This window comes from Pseudomonas morbosilactucae (assembly GCF_023241665.1).
GTDB classification, from domain to species: Bacteria; Pseudomonadota; Gammaproteobacteria; order Pseudomonadales; family Pseudomonadaceae; genus Aquipseudomonas; species Aquipseudomonas morbosilactucae.
The window spans coordinates 1-15,331 of record NZ_JALQCX010000043.1; the positions used below are offsets into that span (position 1 = coordinate 1).

Genomic DNA, 15,331 nt, shown 5'->3' on the forward strand with positions numbered 1-15,331 from the left:
AAGCCGGGCTCCTACAGGTTTGTGGTGTCAGCGGGAACAAAAAAGCCCTGAACCGGGATGACCGGCTCAGGGCTTTTTGTTTTAGCGCTTAAGGCTTAACGACGACGGAACAGCGGCAGCGGTTCGTCGGTGGCGGCCTGGTAGGTCACCGAAAAGTCCTTGAGGCTTTCCAGGGCGTCGTACGGGTCTTTGTCGGCCCGCAGCGCGTAGGCGTCAAACCCGCAGCGGCGCAGGTAAAACAGCTGGTCGCGCAGCACATCGCCGATCGCCCGCAGTTCGCCTTTATAACCGTAGCGGTCGCGCAGCAGGCGGGCGTTGGAGTAGTTGCGGCCATCGGTGAAGGCCGGGAAGTTCAGGGCGATGACCTGGAAGTGCTCCACGTCAGCGCCGATTTCTTCGGCTTCTTCATCGCTGTCCAGCCATACGCCGAGGCCGCCATCGCGGGCCTTAAGGGCGTGGGCATGTTCGCGCCACAGGGCCAACGGCACGATCAGGTCGTCGCAGTTGGAGATGCCGTCGAGGGTCGCGTCCTTGGGCAGCAAGTGCCAGGTTTCGTCGACCACCTCATTGTTCTTAATGATTCGCTGCATAGACGCGCTCCTTGAAGAGGTCGATACCGATACGTTGGTAGGTGTCGATAAAGCGTTCGTCTTCGGTACGTTGTTCCACGTAGACGTCGATCAGTTTGGAGATCACATCCGGCATGGCCTCCTGGGCGAAGGACGGGCCGAGGATCTTGCCCAGGCTTGCATCGCGGCTGGCGCTGCCACCCAGGGATACCTGGTAGAACTCTTCGCCTTTCTTGTCCACCCCGAGGATCCCGATGTGACCCACGTGGTGGTGCCCGCAGGCGTTCATGCAGCCGGAGATGTTCAGGTCCAGTTCGCCGATGTCGAACAGGTAGTCCAGGTCGTCGAAACGGCGCTGGATGGATTCGGCGATCGGGATCGACTTGGCGTTGGCCAGGGAGCAGAAATCGCCGCCCGGGCAGCAGATGATGTCGGTCAGCAGGCCGATGTTCGGCGTGGCGAAACCGCCTTCGCGCAGCTCGCCCCACAGGGTGAACAGTTGGCTCTGTTCAACGTCCGCGAGGATGATGTTCTGCTCGTGGGAGGTGCGCAGTTGGCCGAAGCTGTAGCGGTCGGCCAGGTCGGCGACGGCGTCCAGTTGCTTGTCGGTGAGGTCGCCCGGGGCAACGCCGGTAGGCTTCAACGACAGAGTCACGGCCACATAACCCGGCTTTTTGTGAGCCAGGGTGTTGCGGGTGCGCCAACGGGCGAAGCCCGGGTGTTCTTTGTCCAGGGCCGCCAGTTCGGCGTCCTGGTTAGCCAGGGCTTTGTAGTCTGGATCGACAAAGTGTTTGGCGACGCGGTGCACTTCGGCGTCGGTCAGCGTGGTCTGGCCACCGCGCAGGTGTTCCATTTCCGCGTCGACTTTTTGTGCGAACACTTCAGGCGTCAGTGCCTTGACCAGGATCTTGATCCGCGCCTTGTACTTGTTGTCACGACGGCCGTAGCGGTTGTAGACCCGCAGGATGGCGTCGAGGTAGCTCAGCAGGTCCTGCCACGGCAGGAACTCGTTGATAAAGGCGCCGACCACCGGGGTACGGCCCAGGCCGCCCCCCACCAGGACTCGGAAGCCCAGTTCGCCGGCCGCGTTGTGTACTGGCTCCAGGCCAATGTCGTGGACTTCGATGGCTGCGCGGTCCGAGGTCGAGCCATTGATGGCGATCTTGAACTTGCGCGGCAGGTAGGCGAATTCCGGGTGGAACGTCGTCCACTGGCGAACGATCTCGCACCATGGGCGCGGGTCAATCAGCTCATCGGCGGCCACACCAGCGAATTGGTCGGTGGTGACGTTGCGCAGGCAGTTGCCGCTGGTCTGGATGGCGTGCATCTGCACGGTGGCCAGTTCCGCGAGGATGTCCGGGATGTCTTCCAGGGCCGGCCAGTTGAACTGCACGTTCTGCCGGGTACTGATATGGGCGTAGCCCTTGTCGTAGTCGCGGGCGATCTTGGCCATCATTCGCGTTTGTCGCGAGGTCAGTTGCCCGTAAGGCACGGCCACCCGCAGCATGGGGGCGAAACGTTGGATATAGAGGCCATTCTGCAGGCGCAGGGGGCGGAATTCTTCTTCGCTCAGCTCGCCTGCCAGATAGCGTCGGGTCTGATCACGGAACTGCTTGACGCGGTCCTCGATGATCCGCTGATCGTACTCGTCGTATACGTACATATAGGTCCAGTTCTCAGGCTACAGGTGTCGCACAAAGCGGCACTCGGCAAATACTTCGGTGAAAGCCTTGGGGCAGTGCTGGTTGACCGGGGTCAACATGGCGCTTGCGCCCGTCTTCGCCTCGTCTTGCCTTCGTTTGCGCTTCAGGTCACCCATGTAAGCAAATCTGCGCGCACGGCCGCGCACTCCCAACGGAGCCGGGGGAAGATACCAGTTTGCAGTTATGCGCAAAAGTGATGTTTGAGTATATGCAAAGAACCAAAACGACTAACGGTAGTCGCTGATGCATTACCCACATTTGAGCTAAGGGCAATCCTGAACTTTACTGTGAGCGAGTCTTTGAGCAATCACCGATAAAACCGACAAGAGGCGATGCTATGAGCAATCCAACCAAGGCCAGGAAAACTGACAGCAGCGTGGATGCCTGGGCCATTCTGTTTCTGATCATTCTGGTCGTGGGAACGGCCGTGTTTTGGGTCAGCCACCAGTAATCGATAGCAGTAAAGAGCCCAGATTGTCGGACAAATACGACGATTTGCCGCCTTTGGCCAGGATTTAGCTCGCTATACTACGGCGATTATTCTGGGGCTCTTGTCACGATGTTGAAGGTGTTAGGCAAATGTTTGCTGTGGTTGAGTATTCCATTCTGGGCTTGCGCCCACGCCACTTCAGTAGTGTTCCTCAACCCCGGTTCCTCGAATGAAACCTTCTGGGTCAGCTACTCGCAGTTCATGCAGGCGGCGGCCAAAGAGCTGGGGTTGGATCTGCAGATCCACTATGCCGAGCGCAACCCCGATCGCACCCTTGAGCAAGCTCGCAGCGCGCTGCAAGGCGCCCGGCGCCCGGATTACCTGCTGCTGGTCAATGAGCGCTACGTGGCACCGGAAATCTTCCGTCTGGCCGAGGGCAGCGGGGTCAAGTTGTTTGTCGTCAACAGCCCGCTGACGGCGGATCAACAGCGCCTGCTCAGCGAGCGCCAGAGCGCCAGCCCTGAGTTGATTGGCAGCATGGTGGCCAACGACGAGGAGGCCGGTTACCAGATGCTCAAGGCGCTGATCCGCAAGCACGGCCCGGTCGCATCGGGGCAGCGCATCGATCTGTTGGCATTTTCCGGCTTGAAGGTCACCCCGGCTGCCCAGTGGCGCGAACAAGGGTTGCGCCGTGCCCTGGCCGAGCACCCCGAGGTGCGGTTGCGCCAGGTGGTCTCCGGCGAGTGGAGTCGCCAGCGCGCCTATGAACAGGCGAGCCAGTTACTCAAGCGTTACCCCAAGACGGCCCTGGTATGGTCGGCCAACGATGAAATGGCCCTAGGGGCCATGCAGGCGTTTCAGGAGCAGCAGCGCCAACCCGGCAAGGACGTGTTGTTCAGCGCCATCAACACGTCGCCACAAGCGTTGCAGGCCTTGCTCGACGGCCGTCTCAGCACGCTGTTCGGCGGTCACTTCACGTTGGGGGGCTGGGCCATGGTGGTGGTGCATGACCATGCCCTGGGAATCGACGTCAAGCGTATGGGTGGCCCTGACTGGCAACTGGCGTTGTTTCAGTCGCTGACCAAGCTCCAGGCCCAACGGTTGCTGAACGCCAGCGCCAGCCAGGATTACGGTGTGGATTTTCGCCGTTTGTCCGCCCAGGGGCAGGCGGACGGTTACCGCTATCCGTTCGGCTTGCAGTTGTTGATGCGTTAAGCGCTCAAAGCCCTGACAGGTGCAGCACCAGCTTGACGATGCCCAGCAGCGTCAGGGCGAAAATCGCCGTGAACAAGATGCCCAGGAAAATGAAATGGCTGGGTTTGCCGTGGGTGAAGTCACGGGCGCGGTTCTTGCCGCTCTGCACCCCGAACGCGGCGGCGATGACGCTTTGCAGCATCTGCCAGAAGGTTGGAGGCTTGCCGTTGCTTGGGTCGTCCATAAAGCCCTCGACACGGATGAGTGTGCACAGAGCATAGACGGTCCGGAGCGTGCTCTCGTAGGAGCCGGCTTGCCGGCGATGGGGCCCTCGGGTTTTGCATAGCGGTGAGGGCGTTATCGCTGGCAAGCCAGCGCCTGCAAAGCGGCTTCTACAAGGTGGGTATCAGTTGTCGTAGCCCAGGTTCGGTGCCAGCCAGCGTTCGCTTACGGCCAGGTCCTGGCCTTTGCGTGCGGTGTAGCTCTGCACCTGATCCTTGTCGACCTTGCCCACGGCGAAGTACTGCGCCTGTGGGTGGGCGAAGTACCAGCCGCTGACCGCCGCGGCCGGGAACATGGCGTAGTGCTCGGTGAGGAACACGCCGCTGCGGCCGGCCTTGAGTTCGCTGGCCTCGGGGTCGAGCAGGGCGAACAAGGTGCTCTTCTCGGTGTGGTCCGGGCAGGCCGGGTAGCCCGGGGCAGGACGGATGCCGCTGTACTGCTCCTTGATCAGCGCCTCGTTGTCCAGTTCTTCGTCCTTGGCGTAGCCCCAGTGCTCTTTACGTACTTGCTGGTGCAACCACTCGGCGCAGGCTTCGGCCAGGCGGTCGGCCAGGGCCTTGACCATGATTGAGTTGTAGTCGTCGCCGGCGTCCTGGTAGGCCTTGGCCACTTCTTCGGCGCCAATGCCGGCGGTGGTGATGAAACCACCTACGTAATCGGTGACGCCGCTGTCCTTGGGCGCGACGAAGTCGGCCAGGGAGAAGTTCGGCTTGCCGTCGGTCTTGATGATCTGCTGGCGCAGGTGATGCAGGCGGGCCAGGGGCTGGCCGTCATCGCCGTAGACTTCCAGGTCGTCGTCCAGCACCTGGTTGGCCGGCCAGAAACCGAACACGGCGCGGGCGCTGATCAGCTTTTCATTGATCAGTTTGTCGAGCATTTCCCGCGCGTCTTTGTACAGCGCAGTAGCCGCTTCGCCCACCACTTCATCGGTGAGAATGCGCGGGAATTTGCCCGCCAGGTCCCAGGAGATAAAGAACGGCGTCCAGTCGATGTACTCGGCCAGTACCTTGAGGTCGATGTTGTCCAGGACCCGGGCGCCGGTGAAGGTCGGCTTGACCGGCTGGTAGCTGCTCCAGTCGAACTGCGGCTTCTTGGCGATGGCCGCGGCGTAGCTCAGGCGTTCGGTGCGGGCGCTGCGGTTGGCAGTGCGTTCGCGGACTTCGATGTATTCCTCGCGGGTCTTCTGCACGAAGCCGGCCTTGAGTTCCTTGGACAGCAGCTGGGTGGCCACGCCCACGGCGCGGGAGGCGTCGGTGACGTAGATCACCGCGTCATTGCTGTACTTGGGCTCGATCTTCACCGCGGTGTGGGCTTTGGAGGTGGTGGCGCCACCGATCATCAGCGGCAGGTGGAAATCCTGGCGCTGCATCTCGCGGGCGACGTGGACCATTTCGTCCAGCGACGGGGTAATCAGCCCGGACAGGCCGATGATGTCGCACTTCTGCTCCTTGGCCACCTGGAGGATCTTCTCCGCCGGCACCATCACGCCCAGGTCGACGATGTCATAACCGTTGCAGCCCAGGACCACGCCGACAATGTTCTTGCCAATGTCGTGCACGTCGCCCTTGACCGTGGCCATGAGGATCTTGCCCTTGGCTTCCGGCTTGTCGCCTTTTTCCAGTTCGATAAACGGGATCAAGTGGGCCACGGCCTGCTTCATCACCCGGGCGGATTTCACCACCTGGGGCAGGAACATTTTGCCAGCGCCGAACAGGTCGCCAACGATGTTCATGCCCGACATCAACGGGCCTTCGATCACTTCGATCGGGCGCGCGAATGACTGCCGGGATTCTTCGGTGTCTTCAACAATATGCGTGGTGATGCCCTTGACCAGCGCATGCTCCAGACGCTTGTTGACGTCCCAGCTGCGCCACTCTTCGGTTTCGGCTTCCTTGACGCTACCGTCGCCTTTGTATTTGTCGGCGATGGCCAGCAGGGCGTCGGTGCCTTCCGGGGTGCGGTTGAGCACCACGTCTTCCACTGCGTCACGCAGCTCGGCCGGGATCTGGTCGTAGATCTCCAGTTGGCCGGCGTTGACGATGCCCATGGTCAGGCCATTGCGGATGGCATACAGCAGGAACACCGAGTGGATCGCCTCGCGCACCGGGTTGTTGCCACGGAACGAGAACGACACGTTGGACACGCCGCCCGAGCTCAGGGCGTAAGGCAGTTCGTCACGGATGTAGGCGCAAGCGTTGATGAAGTCGACGGCGTAGTTGTTGTGCTCTTCGATACCGGTGGCCACGGCGAAGATGTTCGGGTCGAAGATGATGTCTTCCGGCGGGAAGCCGACTTCATTCACCAGGATGTCGTAGGAGCGTTTGCAGATCTCTTTCTTGCGCGCCTCGGTGTCGGCCTGGCCGGCTTCGTCGAAGGCCATCACCACCACGGCGGCGCCGTAGCGCTTGCACAGCTTGGCGTGGTGGATGAACTGCTCCACACCTTCCTTCATGCTGATGGAGTTGACGATGCCCTTGCCCTGGATGCACTTGAGGCCGGCTTCGATCACGTCCCACTTGGAGGAGTCGATCATGATCGGCACCCGGGAGATGTCCGGCTCGCCAGCGATCAGATTGAGGAAGGTGACCATGGCCTTCTTCGAATCCAGCATGCCCTCGTCCATGTTGATGTCGATCACCTGGGCGCCGGCTTCCACCTGCTGCAGGGCGACTTCCAGGGCTTCGGTGTAGTTGTCCTCGCGGATCAGCCGGGCGAATTTGGCGGAGCCGGTGATGTTGGTGCGCTCGCCGACGTTGACGAACAACGAGCTGCGATCGATGGTGAACGGCTCCAGACCCGACAGGCGGCATGCCTTGGGAATGTCCGGAATCGGGCGCGGCGCGTAACCGGCCACTGCCTTGGCGATGGCTTCAATGTGGCCCGGCGTGGTGCCGCAGCAGCCGCCGACAATGTTGAGGAAGCCGCTCTGGGCAAACTCTTCGATGACCTTGGCGGTCTCCGTCGGCAATTCGTCGTATTCGCCGAATTCGTTGGGCAGGCCGGCGTTCGGGTGCGCGGAAACGTGGGTATTGGCCTTGTTCGACAGCTCTTCCAGGTACGGGCGCAGTTCGCTGGCGCCCAGTGCGCAGTTCAGGCCGACGGAAATCGGTTTGGCGTGGGCCACGGAGTTCCAGAAGGCTTCGGTGGTCTGGCCCGAGAGGGTGCGGCCGGAGGCGTCGGTGATGGTGCCGGAAATCATGATCGGCAATTCGACGCCCAGCTCTTCGTACACGCCCTGTACGGCGAAGATCGCTGCCTTGGCGTTGAGGGTGTCGAAGATGGTTTCGATCAGGATCAGGTCGGCGCCGCCTTCGATCAGCCCTTTGGTGGCTTCGGTGTAGTTTTCCACCAGCTCATCGAAGGTTACGTTGCGGTAGCCGGGGTTGTTCACGTCGGGCGACAGCGAGCAGGTACGACTGGTCGGGCCCAGCACGCCGGCGACGAAACGCGGCTTGTCCGGGTTCTCCAGGGTCTTGGCGTCGGCGATTTTGCGCGCCAGGCGTGCGCCTTCTACGTTTAATTCGTAGGCCAGTTCTTCCATGCCGTAGTCGGCCATGGAAATGCGCGTGGCGTTGAAGGTGTTGGTTTCCAGGATGTCGGCGCCGGCATCCAGGTAGGCTTTTTCAATACCGCCGATCACGTCCGGACGGTGATCACCAGCAGGTCGTTGTTGCCCTTGACGTCGCTGGGCCAGTCGGCGAAGCGTTTGCCGCGGTAGTCCTGCTCCTCGAGCTTGTAGCTCTGGATCATGGTGCCCATGCCGCCATCGAGAATCAGGATGCGCTCTTTGAGAGCTTGCTGGAGGGCTTGAAGGCGAGCACTGCGATCGGACATGGGAACTACCTGGTAAGGCCATTGCGAAGGGCGTGGATCATAGCAAACCTGCGAGCTATTGGAGCATGGGGCGGTTTTGCATGAATATCGCTCATGTTGCGGCCGGGGGTAGACCGGTAGAATCGCGGCGATTTTTACTTTTGGGACCAGGGACATGCCGTACCGCTTTGTCGTCAGCAGCGTTTTGCTGCTCTTAAGCTCGTGGGCCTCGGCGCAAGGTCCAGCGCCGACCATCTCCTACACTCGCGATATCCAGCCGATCTTCACCGAGAAGTGTGTGGCCTGCCATGCCTGTTACGACTCCGCCTGCCAACTGAACCTGGGCAGTGCCGAGGGCGCGGCGCGGGGCGCGTCGAAGATCCCGGTCTACGACGGCGAGCGCAGCCAGGCCCAGGCCCCGACCCGACTGTTTTATGACGCCTTCGGCAAAGCCGCCTGGCAGCGCAAGGATTTTTATTCGGTCCTCGATGCCCAGGGCAGCCAGGCGGCGCTGATGGCGCGCATGCTGGAACTGGGGCACAAGACGCCGTTGCAGCCCAACGCCAAACTGCCCGCCGAGATCGTCCTGGGCCTGAGCCGGGACAACGTCTGCCCGCTGCCCGGTGAGTTCGATGCCTACGCCGGCGCCCATCCCAAGGAAGGTATGCCCCTGGCCGTGACCGGGCTCACCGACCAGCAATACCAGACCCTGCAACGCTGGCTGGCTTCGGGTGCACCCATCGACCCGCAAGGCCTGGCCCCCAGCGCTCAGGAAGCCATGCAGGTGCTGCAGTGGGAAAACCTGCTCAACGCCCCCGGCGCCCGGGAAAGCCTGGTAGGACGCTGGCTGTACGAACACTGGTTCCTCGCCCATGTCTATTTCGACGGCGGTGAGCCGGGGCATTACTTCCAGTGGGTGCGCTCGCGCACTCCCAGCGGCCAGCCCATCGACCTGATCAACACCCGTCGCCCCAATGACGACCCGGGCACCCAGGTTTACTACCGCCTGTGGCCGGTGCAGGGGGTGATTGTGCACAAGACCCACATCACCTACCCGCTGAGTGCGGCCAAGCTGGCACGGGTCAAGACCCTGTTTTACAGCGGCGACTGGCAGGTCACGGCCTTGCCCGGTTATGGCCCAGCCAGACGGGCCAACCCGTTCGAGACCTTCGAGGCGATCCCGGCCAAGGCCCGTTACCAGTTCATGCTGGATAACGCCGAGTACTTCGTGCGCACCTTTATCCGTGGCCCGGTGTGCCGCGGGCAGATCGCCACCGATGTGATCCGCGATAACTTCTGGGCCCTGTTCCAGGACCCGAGCCACGACCTTTACATCACCGATCCGGCCTATCGCGGCCAGACCACACCGTTGCTGGCCATGCCCGGGCAGAACGATGACGTCGGCAGTGTGCTCAGCCTGTGGCTGGCCTACCGCGACAAGCGCAACGAGTACGAGGCCCTGCGCCGCGACGCTTATGCCGATCTGCCCGCGCCCAGTTGGTCGACGCTGTGGGCCGGCAACGACAACGCGCTGCTGAGCATCTTCCGCCACTTCGACAGCGCCTCGGTCACCAAAGGCCTGATCGGTGAGGTGCCGCAGACGATGTGGCTGTTCGATTACCCCTTGCTGGAGCGCACCTATTACCAGTTGGCGGTGAATTTCGACGTGTTTGGCAATGTCTCCCACCAGGCCCAGACCCGGCTTTATTTCGATCTGATCCGCAACGGTGCCGAGCAGAACTTCCTGCGCCTGATGCCCGCTGGCACCCGTGAGGACTTCCTCGACGACTGGTACCAGAACAGCGGCAAGCTCAAGCTGTGGCTGGATTACGAAGCCATCGACGATGACAAACCCAGCGCCCTGAAACTGAGCCCGGTGGACCCCAAGCGTGACTTCGCGCAACAACTGCTGGCCCGTTATGGCGACCTCAATGCCAAGCCTGACCCGATCAACCGGTGCGACGGTGCCTATTGCTCACGGCCCAATATCGACCCGGCGCTGCAGGATGCCGAGCAGGCCCTGAGTCGCCTGACTGCGCGGCCTGCGGCGGGGCTCAAGGTCATCGATCAACTGCCGGAAGCCAGCCTGCTGCGGATCGAAACCGCCAGCGGCAAGCGCGAGTTCTACAGCCTGTTGCGCAACCGCGCCCACAGCAACGTGGCCTTTATGCTGGGCGAGGCCCTGCGTTACCAGCCGGGCCTGGACACCCTGACCATTTACCCGGGGGTGCTCAGCAGCTACCCGAATTTCATCTTCAATATCCCGGCGCAGCAGGTGCCGGAGTTTGTGACCCAGATGGAAAATGCCAAGGACGCCGCCGCTTTAGAGAAAATCGTTGACCGCTGGGGCATCCGTCGCAGCCACCCGCAGTTTTGGCAGTACTTCCATGACCAGACCCGTTACCTGGATGAAACCGACCCCCGGGAAGCCGGGGTGCTGGACATGAACCGTTACGAAAACCTCTAGGCGGCGACCGGCTTTCGGGTCTGTGCCTGGCGCCTCGCCCCCGTTGCTGCGGGGTGGGGCAGGGGGCCATCGTCGCGACTATCCCGACAAAAACACTAGGACTTTGTGCAGCGCCCTGATTGGCGTAAACTGCGCCAACGTCTGCGAGGAAATTCCATGAGCGCCATTACCATTACCGACGCCGCCCACGATTATCTGGCTGATCTGCTATCCAAGCAGAACACCCCGGGGATTGGCATCCGCATCTTTATTACCCAGCCAGGTACTCAGTACGCCGAGACCTGCATCGCCTACTGCAAGCCAGGCGAAGAGAAACCCGAAGACACCGCCTTGGGGCTGAAAAGCTTCACCGCGTACCTCGATGCCTTCAGTGAAGGCTTCCTGGACGACGCCGTGGTGGACTACGCCACTGACCGCATGGGCGGCCAGCTGACCATCAAGGCGCCGAACGCCAAAGTGCCGATGGTCAATGCCGACAGCCCGCTCAACGAGCGCATCAACTACTACCTGCAAACCGAGATCAACCCGGGGCTGGCCAGCCACGGCGGTCAGGTGAGCCTGATCGACGTGGTCGATGACGGCATCGCGGTGCTGCAGTTCGGTGGCGGTTGCCAGGGCTGCGGCCAGGCTGACGTGACCTTGCGTGAAGGCATCGAGCGCACGCTGCTCGAGCGCGTGCCCGAGCTCAAAGGTGTGCGTGACGTCACCGACCACACGCAGAAAGAAAACGCCTACTACTAAGGCGTTCGCTGCGAACAAAAAAACGGCGCCCCGTGAGCGCCGTTTTTTTATGCCTGCTTCCCTTGTAGGAACCGGCTTGCCGGCGATCAACGCCCCTGAATATTGCATCAGGCTCAGGGGCGTCTCGCTGCAAGCCAGCTCTTGCACAGAAGGTCTCAGGGCCGGTAAAGGTGGGCATGCCCCGCGCGGTACAGGGACGATTCGCTGAAGTTGTCGGTGGCCAATACCCGGCCTACCAGAATCAACGCGGTCCGCCGAAAGCCCTTGGCCGCGACTTGATCGGCAATGTCCGCGAGGGTGCCCAGCACCCAGTCCTGATCCGGCCAGGAGGCGCGGTGCACCACGGCAATCGGGCAGTCGGCGCCATAGTGAGGCAGCAGTTCGCTGACGATCTTCGGCAGGTGATTGACCCCCAAATGAATCGCCATGGTGGCGCCATGGGCGGCCAGGCTGGCGAACTCCTCCCCCGGTGGCATCGCGGTCTTGTCGGCATAGCGGGTCAGGATCACGCTCTGGGAGACGTCGGGCAGGGTCAGCTCGGCCCCCAGCAATGCCGCGCAGGCTGCGGTGGCGGTGACTCCGGGAATGATCTCGAAAGGAATACCCAACTCGCGCAGGCAGCGAATCTGCTCACCAATGGCGCCATACAGGCTGGGATCGCCGGAATGCACCCGGGCCACATCCTGGCCCTGGGCATGGGCGTTCTTGATCAGTTCGATGATCTGTTCCAGGTGCAACTCGGCGCTATTGATCACCTGCTCGGCACGGTGGCCCTCAAGCACGGCGGTCGGCACCAGGGAGCCGGCGTAGATGATGACCGGGCACCGATGGATCAAACGCTGGCCTTTGACGGTGATCAGGTCCGGGTCGCCGGGGCCGGCGCCGATAAAGTAGACGGTCATGGCCTTCTCCTGTGAAAAATGGTCAACACGAGCCCGCAGATGAAGATCGCTCATGATCGGAAACGGGGATTGTCGGGGATTTTACGCGCAGCCGGCCAATGCCAGGGTGGCCTGGGCGTATTTTTGTCGCGAGATCAGCAGGGTGGCCGGTCCGTTGCTCAGTTGTTCAGCCAGGGCTAGGGCTGCACTTTCGGCCACGCCGTAACAGCCGGTGCGTTCGAAAGCGATCTGCGAGCGGTGGCTCAATTGCTGGGCGTAGCGGGCCAGCTCAGTGCTGCTGAAACAGGTCAGGGGCAGGTTCAGTTGTGCGGCCAATTCCAGCAGGCCGGGCTCCTCACGCTTCAAGTCGATGCTGGCCAGCGCCTTGACCTGCCGCAGGTCAAGGCGATGGGCTTGCAAGGCCTGGTCGAGCAGGGCGCGCAGCGTGCTTGCCGGGCAGCCTTTCTGGCAGCCCAGGCCGACCACCAGGGACGGCGCCGCGCGCAGGTCGATCATGCCGAGTATTGACCGTCACTCTTGCGTCGGAACAACCAGGCGCTGATCAGGCCCAGGGCCAGCCAGAACAGGGCATTGGTCAATTGCGAAGCGATCTTGAACTGGGCTTCCAGGGCTTGCGGTGCAAGCATCGAGTGCACTTCCGGCTGTGGCGCGCCAATCACATGGGGCACTGCCAGAATGGCCGCGCCCAGCACCTTCAGCAGCCAGTTCTGGGCGAACACCAGCAAGGCGATGCCCACGGCGGTGGACGCCGCAGTGCCGACCCACCAGATTTGCCGTTGTGCCAGATCGGCGGCGGCAGTGCCCGGCAGCTCCGGCGGCAGGCCCAGGGTCGGCGCCAGGCAGAAGGTGGCGTAGCCGGCCAGGCCCCACAGCAGGCCTTGGGAGGTGCGGTTCGGTGCACGCAGGGTGTACAGGCCGGCGAGCATCAGGGCGAAGCCCACGGCGACCACCAGGTTACCGCCGGTGGTGGACAGGACGCGTTGCCAGCCGTCTTCCGGCTCCCAGGCTTCGGCGTCGTGGCTGTGGGCGGCCATGGCGCCGTCGGCGTGCTCATGGACTTCGGCGGCAGGGGCGTTCTCGTAGGTTTCCGCCTGCAGAATCAGCGGGGCGACCCAGAAACTTTGCAGCAGGGTCAGCAGCAGGGCGGCCAGAAGCCCGCTGAAACCGGCGGTTTGGGCAATGCGCTTGATCATCGGGGCAGGTCTCAGTGGCAAGGGAACGCGGCGCTGTGACGGGTATCGTGAGCGGCGTTGTGCACCGCTTCGATGTGCGAGAAACCGGCGAAGTACACCAGGCAGGCGCCGAGGATCGACGCGCCGATGGCGGCGACCAAGCGTTGGCTCAGGGTGTGGGTGGTGCTGGCGGAATGGCTGGTGCTGCTGATGATCGACATGGCGCTTCCCTCTGGTCTGGCAGTGGGTGCAACGTGCGCAAGAAAACCCCGCGAGCAGGCCCGCAGGGTTTTAACAGCGCCCGCCCACCGCGGGTTTGTTATTTATGTGTGCAGCGGGCCGGTCTCCGGGCTCACGAGGGGTCGGGCTTGCGCCTGGCCGACAAGTGTCTCCTTCCCATGCCGTGGCACAGTGGATTTGACACTTCGCTCGCTTACCGTTGCGGGGGCAGCACCGGACTGGTCAAGGCTTTGAGTAAAGCACGTGATTCACCGGTTTCCCGTTTCACCCTGTGAAGGGCACCCGTAACAAGTTGTGTAGGAGAGCATGGGCGGGGAGTGGGCGTCAATTGGCAACCGTTCTCACTGGCACCGTGCAGCGCCCCAGGCACCCGCAATGGCCTGGGCCGGGGCTGTTGCCACTCTCGTCACATTGCGCATTGACCGGCCCCCGCGCTCTGCGTAGCCTTGCGCCTTCGAGGTTCTTCGGCATGCCGAAGCTAAGACGGGAACGCGGTCAATGCCGCGGCTGCCCCCGCAACTGTGAACGGTTCCGCTTCTGCACGGCCACTGCCCGCTGCCTCCCGGCATGCGTGCGGGAAGGCGCAGGGGCCGCCGGTCGAACGACCGGCACACCGTCAGCCAGGAGACCTGCCTCGACACAGATTCTCACTACAACCGGGCGGGGTGATCCGGTGGCGAAATCGTCCGCGCGCCAGGCGCTGCGGCCCTCGTCCCGTATGCCCGCCACCTTGCCAAAGGGCATCCGATGAAAACACTGGCCAAACTTCCCGTCACCATCGTCACCGGCTTTCTCGGCTCAGGTAAAACCACCTTGCTGCGGCACATGCTGGACAACGCCCAGGGCCGACGCATCGCGGTGATCGTCAACGAGTTCGGCGAGCTGGGCATCGACGGCGAAATCCTCAAACAGTGCTCCATCGGCTGCACCGAAGAAGAGGCTAATGGCCGTGTTTATGAACTGGCCAACGGCTGCCTGTGCTGCACCGTGCAGGAAGAGTTCTTCCCGGTGATGCGTGAGCTGGTGGCACGCCGTGGCGACCTCGACCACATCCTGATCGAAACCAGCGGCCTGGCCCTGCCCAAGCCTTTGGTGCAAGCCTTCCAGTGGCCGGAAATCCGCAGCGCCTGCACCGTCGATGCGGTGATTACCGTGGTCGACAGCCCGGCCGTGGCCGCCGGCACCTTCGCCGCGTTCCCGGACCAAGTGGACGCCCAGCGCAAGCTCGACCCCAACCTGGACCACGAATCGCCGTTGCACGAGCTGTTCGCCGACCAACTGTCCAGCGCCGACCTGGTGATCCTCAACAAGGCCGACCTGATCAGCCCTGAAGACCTGGCCAAAGTGCGCCTGGAAGTCGCTGAAGAACTGCCGCCGGCGGTGAAAGTCATCGAAGCCAGCAGTGGCCGCCTGCCCCTGGACGTGTTGCTGGGCCTGGGTGCCGGCTCCGAAGAACACATCGATAGCCGTCACAGCCACCACGATCACCACCACGACGGTGACGATCACGATGACCACGATCACGACGCCTTCGACTCCATCTCCATCGAACTGCCCCAGGCCGAAGAAAGCCTGCTGCTGGACGCCCTGACCCAACTGGTGGTCAAGCACGGCATCCTGCGGGTCAAGGGCTTTGCCGCCATCCCCAACAAGCCGATGCGTTTGCTGATTCAGGGCGTGGGCACCCGTTTTGACAAACACTTCGACCGTCAATGGGGCGCCGATGAGGCCCGTACCACACGCCTGGTGCTGATTGGCCAGGAACTGGACGCGGCCCTGCTTGAAGCGCAACTGCGCGCTGCCCTCAGCGTTTAAGCC

Annotated in this window: 11 protein-coding genes, 1 pseudogene and 2 riboswitches; of the genes and pseudogenes, 4 read left to right on the forward strand and 8 right to left on the reverse strand. The window is 62.5% G+C overall.

The features are described from left to right. Positions 1 to 95: 95 nt before the first annotated feature. Positions 96 to 590, reverse strand: coding sequence for a DUF934 domain-containing protein (locus M1B35_RS22410; RefSeq protein ID WP_123335984.1), 495 nt, complete (start codon positions 588 to 590; stop codon positions 96 to 98). Then, the gene (locus M1B35_RS22415) at positions 574 to 2,232 is read right to left on the reverse strand and encodes a nitrite/sulfite reductase (RefSeq protein WP_123335986.1); all 1,659 of its coding nucleotides are present in this window, start codon (positions 2,230 to 2,232) and stop codon (positions 574 to 576) included. The genes M1B35_RS22410 and M1B35_RS22415 overlap by 17 nt, the downstream gene beginning before the upstream one ends. A gap of 599 nt (positions 2,233 to 2,831) precedes the next feature. Between M1B35_RS22415 and M1B35_RS22420 the strand changes: the two genes are divergently transcribed. Continuing rightward, the gene (locus tag M1B35_RS22420; RefSeq protein WP_268263105.1) at positions 2,832 to 3,917 is read left to right on the forward strand and encodes an ABC transporter substrate-binding protein; all 1,086 of its coding nucleotides are present in this window, start codon (positions 2,832 to 2,834) and stop codon (positions 3,915 to 3,917) included. Positions 3,918 to 3,921: 4 nt separating this feature from the next. Here M1B35_RS22420 and M1B35_RS22425 read toward each other — a convergent pair whose 3' ends face one another. Together M1B35_RS22425 and metH are read right to left on the reverse strand one after the other, a co-directional pair. Then, positions 3,922 to 4,140 carry a DUF2970 domain-containing protein gene (locus M1B35_RS22425; RefSeq protein ID WP_123335990.1) on the reverse strand — a complete coding sequence of 73 codons (219 nt, stop codon included), beginning with the start codon at positions 4,138 to 4,140 and terminating at the stop codon, positions 3,922 to 3,924. 162 nt (positions 4,141 to 4,302) lie between these two features. Continuing rightward, positions 4,303 to 8,012 (reverse strand): annotated as a pseudogene (metH, locus tag M1B35_RS22430) (methionine synthase). 154 nt (positions 8,013 to 8,166) lie between these two features. Between metH and M1B35_RS22435 the strand changes: the two are divergent. Together M1B35_RS22435 and nfuA are read left to right on the forward strand one after the other, a co-directional pair. Next, entirely contained in the window at positions 8,167 to 10,458 is a 2,292-nt protein-coding gene (locus M1B35_RS22435; protein WP_268263106.1) for a fatty acid cis/trans isomerase, read from the forward strand. Between the two features lie 156 nt (positions 10,459 to 10,614). After that, the gene (gene nfuA, locus M1B35_RS22440) at positions 10,615 to 11,199 is read left to right on the forward strand and encodes a Fe-S biogenesis protein NfuA (protein ID WP_123335996.1); all 585 of its coding nucleotides are present in this window, start codon (positions 10,615 to 10,617) and stop codon (positions 11,197 to 11,199) included. Between the two features lie 155 nt (positions 11,200 to 11,354). Here the strand turns inward: nfuA and cobM are convergent, their stop codons facing one another. From cobM to M1B35_RS22460, 4 genes are all read right to left on the reverse strand, one after another. Next, positions 11,355 to 12,101, reverse strand: coding sequence for a precorrin-4 C(11)-methyltransferase (gene cobM, locus M1B35_RS22445; RefSeq protein ID WP_268263107.1), 747 nt, complete (start codon positions 12,099 to 12,101; stop codon positions 11,355 to 11,357). An 81-nt stretch (positions 12,102 to 12,182) separates the two neighbouring features. Next, positions 12,183 to 12,596, reverse strand: a complete 414-nt coding sequence (locus M1B35_RS22450) for a cobalamin biosynthesis protein (protein WP_123335999.1) — start codon at positions 12,594 to 12,596, stop codon at positions 12,183 to 12,185. Beyond that, positions 12,593 to 13,294, reverse strand: a complete 702-nt coding sequence (locus M1B35_RS22455; protein ID WP_268263108.1) for a CbtA family protein — start codon at positions 13,292 to 13,294, stop codon at positions 12,593 to 12,595. Before M1B35_RS22455 ends, M1B35_RS22450 begins: the two co-directional genes overlap by 4 nt. A gap of 11 nt (positions 13,295 to 13,305) precedes the next feature. Further along, entirely contained in the window at positions 13,306 to 13,494 is a 189-nt protein-coding gene (locus M1B35_RS22460; protein ID WP_123336003.1) for a CbtB domain-containing protein, read from the reverse strand. A 99-nt stretch (positions 13,495 to 13,593) separates the two neighbouring features. Then, a riboswitch (cobalamin riboswitch) is annotated at positions 13,594 to 13,814 on the reverse strand. Positions 13,815 to 13,953: 139 nt separating this feature from the next. Then, a riboswitch (cobalamin riboswitch) is annotated at positions 13,954 to 14,164 on the forward strand. A gap of 96 nt (positions 14,165 to 14,260) precedes the next feature. Between M1B35_RS22460 and cobW the strand changes: the two genes are divergently transcribed. Further along, positions 14,261 to 15,328 (forward strand): cobalamin biosynthesis protein CobW, encoded by a 1,068-nt coding sequence (gene cobW, locus M1B35_RS22465; RefSeq protein WP_279653303.1) that lies wholly within the window; start codon positions 14,261 to 14,263, stop codon positions 15,326 to 15,328. Positions 15,329 to 15,331: the final 3 nt, after the last annotated feature.